At 35.9% G+C, this 15,074-nt stretch carries 13 protein-coding genes; 7 read left to right on the top strand and 6 right to left on the bottom strand.

Annotated elements, in window-relative coordinates; all coding sequences use genetic code 11:
- Positions 1–46 precede the first annotated feature (46 nt).
- A complete protein-coding gene (locus DBR39_RS08135; protein ID WP_124532142.1) occupies positions 47–2,308 on the bottom strand; it encodes an outer membrane beta-barrel family protein in 2,262 nt (753 codons plus the stop codon).
- 325 nt (positions 2,309–2,633) lie between these two features.
- Between DBR39_RS08135 and DBR39_RS08130 the strand changes: the two genes are divergently transcribed.
- Complete coding sequence (locus DBR39_RS08130; protein ID WP_124532140.1) at positions 2,634–4,415, top strand: hypothetical protein; 1,782 nt, start codon at positions 2,634–2,636, stop codon at positions 4,413–4,415.
- A 57-nt stretch (positions 4,416–4,472) separates the two neighbouring features.
- Here the strand turns inward: DBR39_RS08130 and DBR39_RS08125 are convergent, their stop codons facing one another.
- The 3 genes from DBR39_RS08125 to recJ form a co-directional block, all read right to left on the bottom strand.
- Positions 4,473–4,811 (bottom strand): DUF3817 domain-containing protein, encoded by a 339-nt coding sequence (locus DBR39_RS08125; RefSeq protein ID WP_103233569.1) that lies wholly within the window; start codon positions 4,809–4,811, stop codon positions 4,473–4,475.
- An 83-nt stretch (positions 4,812–4,894) separates the two neighbouring features.
- Positions 4,895–5,479: a nicotinate (nicotinamide) nucleotide adenylyltransferase gene (gene nadD / locus DBR39_RS08120; protein WP_124532138.1), complete on the bottom strand. Its 585-nt coding sequence runs from the start codon at positions 5,477–5,479 to the stop codon at positions 4,895–4,897.
- A gap of 38 nt (positions 5,480–5,517) precedes the next feature.
- On the bottom strand, positions 5,518–7,230 hold the full coding sequence (gene recJ, locus DBR39_RS08115) for a single-stranded-DNA-specific exonuclease RecJ (protein WP_124532137.1): 1,713 nt from the start codon (positions 7,228–7,230) through the stop codon (positions 5,518–5,520).
- Between the two features lie 109 nt (positions 7,231–7,339).
- Here recJ and DBR39_RS08110 point away from each other — a divergent pair, with 109 nt between their 5' ends.
- On the top strand, positions 7,340–8,152 hold the full coding sequence (locus tag DBR39_RS08110) for a M48 family metalloprotease (RefSeq protein ID WP_124532136.1): 813 nt from the start codon (positions 7,340–7,342) through the stop codon (positions 8,150–8,152).
- An 80-nt stretch (positions 8,153–8,232) separates the two neighbouring features.
- Here DBR39_RS08110 and DBR39_RS08105 read toward each other — a convergent pair whose 3' ends face one another.
- Positions 8,233–9,855, bottom strand: coding sequence for an ABC-F family ATP-binding cassette domain-containing protein (locus tag DBR39_RS08105; RefSeq protein ID WP_124532134.1), 1,623 nt, complete (start codon positions 9,853–9,855; stop codon positions 8,233–8,235).
- A gap of 121 nt (positions 9,856–9,976) precedes the next feature.
- Between DBR39_RS08105 and smpB the strand changes: the two genes are divergently transcribed.
- The 5 genes from smpB to DBR39_RS08080 all read left to right on the top strand — a co-directional run bounded on the left by smpB (position 9,977) and on the right by DBR39_RS08080 (position 14,717).
- Positions 9,977–10,435 carry an SsrA-binding protein SmpB gene (gene smpB, locus DBR39_RS08100; RefSeq protein WP_034694839.1) on the top strand — a complete coding sequence of 153 codons (459 nt, stop codon included), beginning with the start codon at positions 9,977–9,979 and terminating at the stop codon, positions 10,433–10,435.
- A 77-nt stretch (positions 10,436–10,512) separates the two neighbouring features.
- Positions 10,513–12,027, top strand: coding sequence for an OmpA family protein (locus DBR39_RS08095; protein WP_124532132.1), 1,515 nt, complete (start codon positions 10,513–10,515; stop codon positions 12,025–12,027).
- 95 nt (positions 12,028–12,122) lie between these two features.
- Entirely contained in the window at positions 12,123–12,863 is a 741-nt protein-coding gene (locus tag DBR39_RS08090) for a YebC/PmpR family DNA-binding transcriptional regulator (RefSeq protein WP_124532130.1), read from the top strand.
- Positions 12,864–12,920: 57 nt separating this feature from the next.
- Positions 12,921–13,745: a UDP-2,3-diacylglucosamine diphosphatase gene (locus DBR39_RS08085; protein ID WP_124532128.1), complete on the top strand. Its 825-nt coding sequence runs from the start codon at positions 12,921–12,923 to the stop codon at positions 13,743–13,745.
- Positions 13,746–14,717, top strand: coding sequence for a glycosyltransferase family protein (locus tag DBR39_RS08080; RefSeq protein WP_124532126.1), 972 nt, complete (start codon positions 13,746–13,748; stop codon positions 14,715–14,717).
- Here DBR39_RS08080 and DBR39_RS08075 read toward each other — a convergent pair.
- Positions 14,706–14,996, bottom strand: a complete 291-nt coding sequence (locus tag DBR39_RS08075; RefSeq protein WP_124532124.1) for a GNAT family N-acetyltransferase — start codon at positions 14,994–14,996, stop codon at positions 14,706–14,708. The genes DBR39_RS08080 and DBR39_RS08075 overlap by 12 nt on opposite strands.
- Between the last annotated feature and the right edge of the window lie 78 nt (positions 14,997–15,074).

Here is a 15,074-nt window from a genome sequence, read left to right as displayed (position 1 = left end):
TTTTGTTTTATTTAAGAGTGGTTGTAGTGAGATAAATTATGATAGATTAGGTTCTTGATTTTACAGCATCATTCGCTGATTTCATTTCCCTTGCCTTTTTCAGTTTCTGATTACCGAAATTGTAAGTAACTCCGATACTTATAAGCCTTGGATAATTGAAGTTGGTTATATTATTATAGGTTCCGTTAGGCTGTACACCTTTAACTCTGTAAAAGCTTTGATTGAATAAGTCACTTACTTCAGCTACAATGGTCCAGTCGCCTACAATTTTTTTCACATTGAAATCAAAGCTCTGTCTTGCCCCTATCATACCTCCTTCCATAGCGGTCTGGCTTGCAAAAAAGTAATTAACTCCCAAAAACCAGTCTTTTTTAGATGAAAGGCGGATTATATTGTTGAGGGTAGCAGACATATTATAGTTTTTAACATTAATGATATAAGGTTCTACAACTTCAGTTTCTCCCGGAACCGGCATGGATGTAGGGTCTTCCCAAACCCCGCCACTGTAGGTAACATATCCTAAGTTCACAGAATAGTTGGTTGTCCATATGTCTTTGAACCATGATTTGTTCATCCCAAGAGTTAAAGCAAGTTCTCTGTTTTTTCCGTAGTTAGTTCTGATGTATCTAAGGAATCTTGTGGTTTCCATGGTTGTATTTCCTTTGATATCATATATAATGTTTCCCTTAGAATCTTTTTTTGGAGCCGTTACAGTTCCCTGCAGTGGAAGGAGATCTGAAGCGGCAGCATCTTCTACCATATTAAAACTCAGATTGGCATAGAATGCATTTTTGTACATATAATTGATCTCCTGATTGTAATATTTAGAAGCCAATATAAATGGATTGTTCTGCGTATAATTGGTTGGTGTAAAGTAGGTTCTGGAAGGATTCAATTCCCAAAATCTAGGTCTTCTGATTCTGCTTGAAAACGTATAACTCAAATTATGATCTGAATTGATGGCATAATTTAAATTCAGATAGGGTAGCAGGTTGTTGTAGTTTCTTTCAAATCCTGTTTTGTCTACAATATCTCCGGTGCTTCTGGTCATTTCATAGCGGGCTCCTATTTTTCCGGATAATTTCTCAGTCAGCTTTCTTTCATAGTTCAGGTAAATTCCAAGAATATTTTCCTTATAAATGAAGTGGTTGGTCTGATTAGGATCTATCACAAACGCTCCGTTTTTCAACTTATCCTGTCTGGTATCATTGTCTGTATTGGTATGGTTGTAGCTGATTCCCATCAACCACGTTGCTCCTTTAGCCGTTTTTTTCAGATAGTCGATGTTGGCTGCATAGTTGTTGATGATTTGTGGTACAGCCTGACGTAGCGCTGAATATTTATTAATCGTATCATTCGTTAAAGGGAAACTTTCATTGAAGCTTTCTTTATTTCTGTTGAACCACAGATAAGAGACATTCGATGTAAGTTTGCTTCCCAGAGAGTCGGTTTTCATTTCATAATTTAAATTGAAAGAATGATTTCTGGTTTGCGCATCCTCATTATTGACAGTTCTGTTGGATAAAACTCCATCCTGCCAATTGGTGATATCCAATATAGAATTGAAGCTTTTATTATATCTCATATTGTAAGAGAAACCTAAACTGTGTTTTTTATTGATTTCATAATCAACATTGAAACCTCCTCCGTAATTTTTGTTGGGATCATCATTGAAACCTGAAGATTCATTTCTGAAGGTAGAATCTCCGTTAGACAATGTATATTTTTGTCTGTCTGTCCAGCTTCCCATTCTGAAATTAGAATTCCCGGACCATTTACCTTGTCTGAAATTAAAAGAAGCTCCTGCATTTGGATTGTTGTAATATCCTTGCTCATTCTGCATCTTCAACGTCCCGTTATAACCATTATTTTTGCTTTTCTTCATCACAATATTAATGACGCCTTCCTTGGACTCAACCTGGAATTCACTTCCGGGAACTGTAATGACTTCAATTTTTTGTATATCTTCTGATGGAGTCGATTTCAGCATTTCAATCAGTGCCTCAGAATCCATATTGGATTTCTTGTTGTTGATGTAGATTACCGCATCATTTTTCCCCAAAATCTTCAGCGTTTTTCCATCTATACTGGAAATCATCGGGGTTTGTTTTAAAAGATTAAAAGTGTTGGTTCCTTTAGCAATAGATGAAGATGCTACATCGTATACTAAACGGTCACCTTGTTTTTTGAAAACCTGCTTCTTGATATTAACTGCATCAATAGCATTTACTTTCAAACTGTCTTTTTTCTGCTGGGCAGTTACAAGTCCACCGAAAAATAGTGCTGCAATAAGAATTTGAGTTTTCATGATTATTATTATTTTTAGTTTAATAGCTTGTATGGTTTGTTATTTTACATTGCAAAGATATATAATAAATTTAGTATCATGCAATACAAAGTACTCAAAAATATTTTAAATAAAATATAATTAATTGATTATCAGTTAATAAAAATTCAGTTTAAAAATAATGATTGCTTGACCTTTCTGCATAATAAGACAACTTTAGCAATAAATTTGTTACACGATAGCATGAAATTAATTAAGATTTAAAAAATAGTTGATGAAAAATAAGAGAAAATACAAAGACTCATATTTTATTATTAATTTAGTGAAAACTAAAAATCATTACCATATGAAAAAATTTTACCTTTTATTTTTGTTATTTCTATTAATGTTTTCATGTAAGAATGAATCTTTCTTAGAAATAGGTGACGAGACATCCAATTCCCCATCTAATTATAATTTTGGGAATACTGCACAAAGAAATTTCCAGGGCGTAGTTCTTGATACAAACGGGGTTCCGGTTTCAGGAGCAACAGTTACCATTGGAACAAATACGGTGACAACCAATCTTAGAGGTTTTTTTACATTTAAAAATGCTTCTGTAAAAGAAAACTTTGCCCACATAAAAGTGACAAAGTCCGGCTATGTAAATGCATCACGGGTTTTGGTTCCTACCAACGGAATGAATCAAGTGAATATTATGATGATTCCTGCCACAGCCACTTCTACCATTACTTCGGGCGCTGCCTCTACAGTTTCATTGCCAAACGGAACGAAAGTAAAATTTGACGGTAGTTTCAAAGATGCTAACGGAAATGCTTATTCAGGAAATGTGAGCGTTGCCGTTTTTCACTTAGCACCATCCAATCAATACCTCAATGAATTGATGCCGGGATCATTTTTGGCAACCAATTTAGGAGGAAACTCCAGAGTGATGGAAACTTTTGGGATGCTGCATGTACAATTAACAGGAAGTTCCGGACAAAACCTTCAGATTGCAAACGGCCACACGGCAGAAATTACTGTTCCTGTAGATCCTGCACAAGCTTCCAATTCACCAGCCACCATTCCATTATGGTCTTATAATGAAGATACAGGAATGTGGAAGGAGGAGGGCTCTGCAACAAAGATTGGAAATACCTATGTAGGAACAGTAAGTCATTTTTCATGGTGGAATTGTGATGCACAGTTTGAGCAGGCGACAATGAAAGTAACGGTAAAAAATGCTGCAGGGCAAGTTTTACCTAATATCAAAGTAACTTTAAAGAGAAGCTCCCAGGCATATGAAACGTACGGAATGACTGACAATGCAGGAATGGTATCTGGAATTGTTCCCGCAGGTGAAGTCCTTAGCTTAAAAGTGTATGATGTCTGTAATAATGTCATTTATACTTCTAATGTCGGGCCTTTTCCGTCCGGAATCATAACGACGATCCCAGATATTACAGTCAATCCTTCTGCATCTACAAGTTATACTATTCAGGGGAATCTGAAAACTTGTGCCAATGCCATTGTTACTGATGGTTATGTAATGTTAAAGCCTGCAGTGAGTACAAACTATTTCCAATATATGTCTGTACCGGTAAACAGTACAGGAGGTTTTACATTTAATACCTATTCATGTACTGCGAATCCACAGTTTATTTATGAAGGATTTGATGCGGTCAATGTTCAGACTACCAATCAGGTTACTTTCACGGCCACATCTACTAATGTAAATTTAGGGGATATCATGGCTTGTAATTCTGTAAATGAATTTGTCAATTATAAAATTGATAATCAGCCTGTTGTTTATGTAGTAGGATCATTCAATGCGCAATGGGCAGGTCTTACTCCTACATCACCTAATATGGTGCCCAAACAATTGAGAATAAATTCAATGAATCCTGCAGGACCATTTTTCTCTATGACTCAAAATAATATGTTGGGCGTTGCAGCCAATTTTACTACAGATTATATATTTGAACTTTCAGGAGCCGTTATTACACCAAGTAATGGAAATTTGGTTATCAACATAGCCACTTTTGGAGCAGTAGGGGATTACATTGATTTTACCGTCAATGGAACTTACACCAATAATTCAGGAAGTCATACTTTCACAGCGACAGGGCATGTGAAGCGGGATATGTAATAACACTAAAAATTAAAAGGACCGAAAAGGTCCTTTTTTTATAGGGTATTTTATGATTTATTCTCTATCAAATCGGGCTAGTTTTTTGTCTACCCAAATCGTCGCAAAAGGAAAGAATGCAGATAATAATGCAAAAACAAAATCTTCATCATCCCAATTATAAATTTTTCTTGCAGGAAGGCAGAGCAAAAGATAAAGTGTAAAAAATAATCCATGTAAGCTGCCAATAACGCTGATGAAAATAATGGAATATATATTCTCATCATACCGGATCCAGATCATAGCGACACAATACAATAAAAGACATGAAATGGCTTCTGCAAGACAAATCTGTTTAAACCATTTGATGATTTTTTCCTGAGGGTATTTTGAGAAAAATTGTTCGATGAAGTTCATTTATTTAGCTATGAGTTGAGAGGAAAAGGTAAGAGTCATTCTCTGCCTTCTGGTTTCTACCCTCTAATTTCTGAGTGGCAAAATTACTTATAAAAATTACTACCATCCAAATATTCAAAAACTTCAGGAGGTAACATAGGTCGCACATTTTTGTTGTCTCTGATCATATTGCGGATTTCTGTCGCAGAAAGTTCTATTACCGGAGCTTTTATCAGAGAAATATTCTCATGCTGTAAATATTCGGAATCTTTCTTTTCTCCATCAAATACTCTGGGATAAACAATGATATGATGATTCTTGATCAAAACATCAGAATTTTTCCATTTGTGAAGGCTCTTCAGATTATCTTCTCCCATAATCAGGCTAAAAGAATAATCCGGATATTTCTCATGGAGATACGTCAGAGTATCAATGGTATAACTAGGCTTCGGAAGTGAAAATTCTACGTTGGAAGCTCTCATATTAGGATAGTTCTTTACTGCAAGCTGTACCATATCAAGTCTGTTGTGGTCATTCAGTAAAGATTTTTTGTCTTTAAAAGGATTTTGTGGGCTTACTACAAACCATAATTCCTCCATATCAGAGTTTTCCAGAATATAATTAGCCAGAATAAGATGTCCGATATGAATAGGATTGAATGATCCGAAAAATAAACCGATTTTTTTCATTTATTAAGCAGCAGATAATAGGTAAGAGGTAGCAGTACTTACTCCCTGAATTTTACATCTTTGATATTAAGATAATGAGTCACGTTGCCTTTCCAGTGGTTTTCTTCCAGGGTAAACGCCAGGTCAAAGCTTTTGTTTTTAAAATCTTCAACAAATTGTCCAAGTTTGAAACCCACACATTCAATATTACGTCCTGTAGATTCCTGTTTGATATAAAATTTCAGGTGATTGTTATCTTTTCCCATTGTTTTTACATACCCTGAAAGCTTCTGATCAGTTAATGTGAAAATAGGTTTCATATTATGAGGACCGAAGGGAGCCAGTTTCCTGTGGAAATTGATAAACTCTCTGTTAATTTCGTCAATTATGATTTCAGTATCAATCGTAATGGAAGGCTCTTTTTGATGTTCTTTGATTTTTTCAGAGACAATTCTCTCGAACTTTTCTTTGAAAGCTTCAAATTTATCCTTCTCCATCGAAAGGCCGGCAGCTGCATGATGTCCCCCAAATTTAAGGAAGTATTCGGAGCATATATCCAGAGCTTCATGGACATCAAAATCGGAAACAGATCTTGCCGAAGCTACCATTTCACCATTATTTCCATCTGTGAATACCAATGTAGGTTTATAATAGGTTTCAATAAGCCGCGAAGCTACAATACCGATCACTCCTTTATTCCATTCCGGATGATAAACAATGGTAGTATGTTTGCTTTCCTGCTGAGACTCTATAATCTGATTCAGAGCAGAAAGAGTAGAATTCATATCCAATTCGCGTCTTTCATCATTAAGATCCATGATATCGCTTACAATCTGATTCGCATGCTTCAGATTATCAGAAACCATCAGTTCCACTGCTGCTTTACCTTGAGATATTCGTCCGGCAGCATTAATTTTAGGAGCGATTTCAAAAACAATATTGGAAATTTCAAAATGAGAAAGCTTGTCCTCGGGGATCAGTAATCTTAATCCCAGATTTCTGGTTTTCCTAAGCGTTTTTAATCCCATCTTAGCCAATACTCTGTTTTCTCCTGTCATAGAAACAATATCTGCAGCAATTGAAATGGCCAGAAGATCTGTCAGTTCAAATAATTCCGCTTCCGGTAATTTATAAATGGTATTAAGTCCCTGGCAAAGTTTAAAGCCTACACCACATCCGGAAAGTTCCTTGAATGGATATCGGCAGTCACTTCTTTTAGGATCAAGTACTGCTACGGCATTGGGAATTTCTTCACCCGGAAGGTGGTGGTCACAGATAATAAAATCAATATCCAGACTGCTGGCATAGCTGATCATATCGAGTGCTTTGATTCCACAGTCCAGTGCAATAATTAATGAGAAGCCATTTTCTTTGGCAAAATCAATCCCTTCTGTGGAAATTCCATATCCTTCAGAATTTCTGTCCGGGATATAATAGTCTAAATATTTTTTCTCAACAATTTTGCTGAGATATAGGTACATCAAAGCAACCGCTGTGGTTCCGTCCACATCATAGTCACCATATACCAGTATTTTTTCACCATTTTCAATCGCAGTGGCAATACGCTCTACAGCTTTTTGCATATCTGCCATTAAAAACGGATTGTGTATATCGTTAAGGTTCGGTTTAAAAAATTCTCTGGCCTTTTGATAGTTGTCAATTCCTCTTAAAACGAGAAGTTTAGATTCAAAAGTACCAAAACCAAGTGACGAACTTAGTCCGTCCACAACTTCCTCATCGGGTTCGGGCTTATAAATCCATTTTTGACTCATTTCACAAAAATAAGGAAAAAAAACAGCATTCTGAAATGATCTCGAACTAAGTTTCAACTTAATAATTGTTAAAAAAAGGTTACCTTCGTGCTCCAAATTTTTAATAAATATGAAAAAAATTACTGTATGCCTTATGTTATTGGGGGCAATGTATTCGATCAATGCACAAAAAATTAACCTCGGAAAAGCAGCCGGAATGGTTTCAAATGGTGCAAAAGCTTTAACATTTACGAACGAAGATGCGGTTAAATTATCCAAAGAATCAGTAGACTGGATGGATAAAAATAATGCCGTAGCAGGACCTAAAGATCCGTACACTGTGAGACTGAACAAGCTGTTTGGAAAACACAAATCTCAGGACGGTCTGAATTTGAATTATAAAGTTTATAAAGTAAAAGATATCAATGCTTTCGCTTGTGCAGACGGAAGTGTGCGTGTATTCTCTTCTCTGATGGATATTATGACAGACAACGAATTGCTGGCAGTTATCGGACACGAGATCGGGCACGTTAAAAATCAGGATACAAAGGATGCGATGAAATCGGCCTATCTTAAAGCAGCTGCCTTAGATGCAGCATCATCAGCTTCTTCCGCTGTAGCTACCCTTAATGAAAGCCAGGTAGGTAAAATGGCTAATGCATTTTTGGATGCTTCACACAGCAAAAAACAGGAATCAGAAGCAGATACCTATTCATACGACTTTATGAAGGCTAATAAATATGATGTAGTAGGAGCTTATACGGCGTTCAAAAAATTGGCTTTACTTTCAGAAGGAAGTACACAAACTAATTTTGAGAAAATGTTCAATTCTCACCCTGACAGTAATAAAAGGGCAGAATCTATTAAAAAGAAAGCTGAGAAAGAAGGGTTATGGAAAGATCCCGGAACTGTTTCTTTACCTACTGCAAAATTGACGAAATAATTATTTTATTTATTGTTTAAACGAAAATACCTCAAAGCATTGCTTTGAGGTATTTTTATATAGATTTAATGTTGTTCAGATTAAGAATACATTTTTTCTCTTAATTCTTTCACCTTTTTATCAGCAAGGTATTCGTCGTAAGTCATCTCTCTGTCAATGATTCCGTTTGGAGTCAACTCAATGATTCTGTTACAGACTGTTGAAAGCATTTCGTGGTCATGAGATGCCAATAGAAGATTTCCTTTGAAGTTTGACAATGAGTTGTTCAAAGTAGTAATACTTTCAAGGTCTAAGTGGTTGGTAGGCTCATCTAATAAAAGAACGTTTGCTTTCTGAAGCATCATTCTGCTGAACATACATCTCATTTTTTCACCTCCTGAAAGTACTTTACAAGATTTTAAAGCTTCATCACCAGAGAAAAGCATTCTTCCTAAGAATCCTCTCATGAATTCTTCGTGACGCTCTTCGTCGTTTTTAGTGAATTGTCTTAACCAATCAACTAAGCTAAGATCTTCCTGGAAGAAACTTGTATTGTCTAAAGGCATGTGAGATTGGTTCGTAGTAACTCCCCAGGCAACAGTTCCTTTGTCTGCTTCAACATTTCCTGCTAGAATTTCAAAAAATTCTGTGATCGCCAAAGAGTTTTTAGAAAGTATAGCTACTTTATCACCCTTTTTAAGATTAAGATCGATATTTGAGAATAATAATTCCCCGTCTTTTGTTTTTTCAAGACCTTTTACATCTAAAATCTGATCTCCCACTTCTCTTTCCATTTCGAAAATAATTGCAGGATATCTTCTTGAAGATGGCTTAATGTCATCGATATTTAATTTGTCGATCATTTTCTTTCTTGCAGTAGCCTGTTTAGCTTTTGCAACGTTAGAACTAAATCTCGCGATGAAATCCTGAAGTTCCTTTTTCTTTTCTTCCGCTTTCTTGTTAGCTTGAGCTCTTTGTCTTGTTGCTAATTGAGAAGCCTGATACCAGAAAGAGTAGTTACCTGTGTAAAGATTAAGTTTAGCGTAATCTAAATCTCCAATGTGCGTACAAACCGTATCAAGGAAGTGACGGTCGTGAGATACAACGATTACGGTATTTTCATAATCAGCCAAGAAATCTTCTAACCAAGAAATTGTATCAATATCAAGGTCATTCGTAGGTTCATCCAAGATCAATACATCAGGATTTCCGAAAAGCGCCTGAGCCAAAAGAACCTTTACTTTGTCCTTATTCTCCAGTTCGCTCATCATCTGATAATGCATGTCGTCTTTAATTCTTACGTTTGAAAGCATCGTTTGCGCATCAGATTCAGAGTTCCATCCACCCATTTCATCATAGATTACACCTAGTTCACCCGCTTTAATTCCGTCTTCGTCAGAGAAATCTTCTTTCGCATAAAGCGCATCCATTTCCTCTTTTATCTCGAATAATTTTTTGTTACCTCTTAAAACTGCTTCAAGAACAGTATACTGATCAAAAGCAAAGTGATCCTGCTCCAAAACTGACATTCTTTTCCCTGGCTCCAGAGATACATTTCCTGTTGTTGGATCCTGCTTTCCTGTTAATATTTTAAGGAATGTAGACTTTCCCGCACCGTTTGCTCCGATGATTCCGTAGCAGTTTCCTTTGGTAAACATAATATTTACCTCGTCAAAAAGTACTCTTTTCCCGAATTGTAAAGATAAGTTAGATACTGTTAACATATAGTTTTGTAAATTTGGCGCAAAAATACGAAAAGAATTTGGGTATTTTGTAATAATATAATAGTCAAGTTTTTAAATGTATGGTATTTTTTATATATTTCATTAACGAAATTTTAAAATGATGAAGATTGAGAAAACAGTCAGTATATTAAATAAAAGAGCCCGCTTTGAATATGAAATTCTTGAAGAGTATGAAGCAGGAATGGTTTTGACGGGTACCGAAATAAAATCTTTACGTTCATCCAAAGCATCTATCACAGAATCGTTCTGTCAGTTTATTGATGGGGAGTTATACATCATCAACATGATGATTGACGAGTATAAATTGGGAACTTTTTACAATCATAAAACAAAAAGGGAACGGAAATTGCTCTTGCACAAAAAAGAATTGCAAAAACTTGAAAAAAAGTTAAAGGATGCTGGGAACACTATTATACCTTTAAAATTATATATCACTGACAGGGGTAAAGCAAAGGTGCTGATAGCGCTGGGAAGAGGGAAAAAGCTTTTCGATAAAAGAGAGGCGATTAAAGATAGAGAAAACAAACGAAACCTGGACAGAATATTAAAGAAAAGTTAAAAATCATTTGAAAAACTTTGTATATAAAGAAAAATTATATTTATTTTGCATTATCAATTATTTAATCATTTAATTCTATGAAAAATCTAAAATTAGGAATTTCAGCATTGGCGCTTACTGTTGCCTCTACTGTTTTCGCACAGACTACCAACAATCCGTGGTTAATCGGAGTTGGTGCTCATGCTGAAAACCACGTAGCAGCAAGAAGTAACTTCAGTAATACGTTCTCTGCTAACAATTTGACGAAAAATATGTTCAATGTGAACAATTTTTCTATTACACCTCCATTGTCTAAGCTAACAGTTGCTAGAAACATTGGTAAAGGTTTAGTAATTGACTGGCAAACTTCTGTTGGAAATGTTGAAAACAAAAGATTCAACATGGGGAAAGAATTTTTCCTAATGACAGGTCTTGGTTTCCAGGCTCACGCTGCAGGTCTTTTATGGAACGAGGAATCTTGGTTTGATCCATATTTAAGAGTAGGTGCTAACTACTTAAGACATGACTATACTGCACTTGCTTTCCCTAGAACATCTGTTGATGCTAACGGTAATCCAATTGAAAACGTTAATAACGGTAAAGATGGTAACGAGAATGGTAAAGCTAATCACTTTGCTGTAGCTACAGGTGCTGGTGCTAACTTCTGGGTAACTAAGAACTTCGGTCTTGGTGTTCAGGGAGATTACGTATCAACTCCAGGTGACCACTCTACAGTTGCTAACTTCTGGCAGGCTTCTGCTTCCATCTTATTCAGATTCGGAAACAGAGATAGAGATAAGGATGGTATCCTAGATAAAGATGACCTTTGTCCAGATACTCCAGGTTTACCAGAATTCCAAGGATGTCCTGATACTGACGGTGACGGAGTTCCAGATAAAGACGATCAATGTCCAGAAGTAGCTGGTCCAGTTGAAAACAACGGATGCCCTTGGCCAGATACTGACGGTGATGGTGTAATCGACAAAGATGACGCTTGTCCTACAGTAGCAGGTCCAGCTGAAAACAACGGTTGTCCTTGGCCAGATACAGACGGTGACGGTATCTTAGATAAAGATGATGCTTGTCCTACTGTTCCAGGTCTTCCTGAATACAACGGATGTCCTAAGCCAAAAGACCCTACTTATGTTACAGTAACTAATGAGTTGAAAGATATCTTATTTGATTTCAACAAAGCTACAATCAGACCTCAGTCTAACGAAAAATTAGATAACGCTGCTAAGATTATTAAGGATGCTCCATCTGAAAACTTCGTAGTAGTAGGTATGACAGATGCTAAAGGTGCTGCTGCTTACAACTTGAAACTTTCTAAAGAAAGAGCTGCTTCTGTAGTAGGTGCTTTAGAAGCTAGAGGTGTAAACCCTGCAACATTGAAATCTATTGGTATCGGTTCTCAGGAAGCTAAAATTCCTGCAACTGCAACTGATGCTGAAAGACAACAAGACAGAAAAGTTATCGTAAGAGCGATCTCAGGTGCTGAGTGGGATACTTACAAGAAAAATGACTTAACTGTAGCTAAACCAGCTAAAAAAGCTGTTAAGAAAGGTGCTAAAAAAGCTCCAGCTAAAAAAGCTCCAGCTAAAAAGAAAAAATAATTAATTTTTCTAAATAATGAATACCTCCAATTTTTTTGGAGGTATTTTTTTTTTGTTGACTTTTGATTAATTTTGTTGGAAATTTAAAAATTAAAATGGGAAGAGCATTTGAATATAGAAAAGCTTCTAAAATGGCCAGATGGGATAAAATGGCCAAAACATTCTCTAAAATAGGAAAGGATATCGCATTGGCTGTAAAAGCAGGCGGAACAGATCCAGAAGCTAATCCGGCGCTGAGAAGATGTATCCAGAATGCCAAAGGGGCTAATATGCCAAAGGACAATGTAGAAAGAGCAATCAAAAAAGCGAGTGGTGCTGATGCTGAAAACTATGAAGAAATCACTTATGAAGGTTACGGACAGGGAGGTGTTGCTTTTTTTGTAGAATGTACTACAAACAACACAACAAGAACTGTAGCGAACGTAAGAGCTGTTTTCAATAAGTTTGATGGTAACCTTGGTAAGAATGGCGAACTGGCATTTATCTTTGACAGAAAAGGAATTTTTACCCTTGATTTGGCTCAGATCAAAATGGATTGGGATGACTTTGAAATGGAAATGATTGACGGAGGAGCAGAAGATGTAGAAAAAGATGAAGATGAAGTAATGATTACAACGGCTTTTGAAGATTTCGGTTCTTTATCTCACAAATTAGATGAGCTTGGAATTGAAGCGAAGAGCGCAGAACTTCATAGAATTCCAAATAATACAAAAGAGGTGAATGCAGAACAGTTCAAGGCTAATATGAAAATGCTTGAGCGTTTCGAGGAAGACGATGACGTTCAGAACGTTTACCATAATATGGAAATCACAGAAGAGCTGATGGACTCTTTGTAAAAAATAATATAGCATTCATATACAGTTAATTTTCAATTAGTTTCTTTGTACAAAACTATGAAAAGAAACGTTGAATTAGTTGTTATATCGGATGTTCATTTGGGAACTTATGGATGTAAGGCTAAAGAATTGTTGAGATATCTCAATTCTATCCAGCCCAAAACTTTAGTTTTAAACGGTGATATTATTGATATCTGGCAGTTTAAAAAGTCTTACTTCCCTAAACCTCATTTGAAAGTGATCAGAAAGATTCTTTCATTGGCCACTAAGAATACAGATGTCTATTACATTACAGGCAATCATGATGAGATGTTCCGTAAGTTCACGGATTTTGAACTCGGAAAACTTAAAGTCTGTAATAAAATCTGTCTGAATATCGATCAGAAAAAAACCTGGATTTTTCATGGTGATGTTTTCGATGCATCCGTCCAGCATTCAAAGTGGATTGCCAAACTTGGCGGAAAAGGTTACGATCTCTTAATTGTTATCAATAATGTTGTAAATTGGTTCTTAGAAAAAATGGGTAAAGAAAAATATTCATTTTCGAAAAAAATCAAGAACAATGTGAAAAAAGCGGTGAAATATATCGGAGATTTTGAGCTTACAGCTTCTGAGCTTGCTATCGACAATCAGTATGACTATGTTGTTTGCGGGCATATCCACCAACCACAGATTCGTGAGGTTGTCAACAAAAAAGGATCCTGCACTTATTTGAATTCCGGTGACTGGATTGAAAACCTGTCTGCCTTAGAATACCATGATAAAGAATGGAAAATTTTTTATTATGATGAGCATAAGCACTTGCTGAAAGATGATGAAGTAGAAGAAATCCAGGAGATGGATAATTCTGCTCTTCTGAAAATTGTAACCAACTTTTCCTAAATGAAGATTTTGTATGCATTCCAGGGGACTGGTAACGGTCATGTTGCCAGAGCACAGGAAATTATTCCTCTTCTCAAAAAACACGCATCTGTTGATACATTGATCAGCGGGCACCAGTCACAATTAAAGGCTGATTTTGACATTAATTTTCAATATAAGGGTATTTCCCTTCTTTATAACAAAACAGGAGGTTTATCATACCGAAAAACGTTTACCGAAAATAAATTTCTTGAAGCTGCCAAAATAATCAGAGAATTGGAACTATCAGAGTATGATTTAATCATTAATGATTATGAGCCATTGACAGGCTGGGCTTCCAAACTGAAAAAGCTTCCGATGATTGAGCTTAGCCATCAGGCATCAATGAGTTTTCCGGAGACCCCTAAGCCCAAGAAAAAAGATTTTCTGGGAGAGATGATTTTAAAGTACTATGTTCCCAGTGAAAGGAAAATCGGATTTCATTTTGAAAATTATCATCCACAGATCAAAAAACCTGTCATCAGAAGAAAAATCAGAAATCTTAATCCTTATAAGCAGGGATATTACCTTGTTTATCTTCCTAGTTTTGCAGATGAAAATATCATCAAGGTTTTAAGAAAAATTCCTGTTGAGTGGAAAGTATTTTCAAAATACAGTAAAGTACACGTGAAGGTAAAGAATGTAGAAGTATTTCCTATTGATGAAAGCCAGTATCTGAAATACTTTGAAGGCTGTGAAGGAATCTTGTGTAATGCCGGTTTTGAAGCTCCTGCAGAAGCTTTGTTTATGGATAAAAAATTGTTCGTGATTCCGATCCATAATCAATATGAACAGGAATGTAATGCATGTGCCCTTGACAAAATGGGTATACCCAATTCTAAGGTTTTAAATCTTCAGGAAATTATGCAATGGGTAGCTTCTGATCATCATCTTAAGGTAGATTATCCGGATGATATTGAAGATATCCTATTGAATGAAGTCTTAATTCTTTAAAAATATATCTTCCACATCATTCATTCTCATCATCACAGATCTTGCATAAGAACAGTGCGGATATACTTTCCAGTCGTTTTGTCTGGCAAATTTGATGGCTTCCTCTACTAAATATTTTCCCATTCCTCTGCCCTCAAATTCAGGGTGTACCAATACAAAAGAAATAATAAATTTATGATCTTCAGGGAAAATGGTATAAGTAAGTCTGCCAACTTCTTTTGTATCGTTATTTAGAGTAAGAAATCCACCGTTTCCGGATTTATTGTTTTCAAATTTCATAATTCAGAACTTTATAGTTAAATATACAAAAATTAAACCGACCTGTTGGTACGAATGGATGTGAGCGGTAAGCCCACT

The sequence above is a fragment of the Chryseobacterium sp. KBW03 genome (assembly GCF_003852415.1).
Classification (GTDB): Bacteria; Bacteroidota; Bacteroidia; order Flavobacteriales; family Weeksellaceae; genus Chryseobacterium; species Chryseobacterium viscerum.
This window is presented reverse-complemented; position numbering and strand designations above follow the sequence as displayed.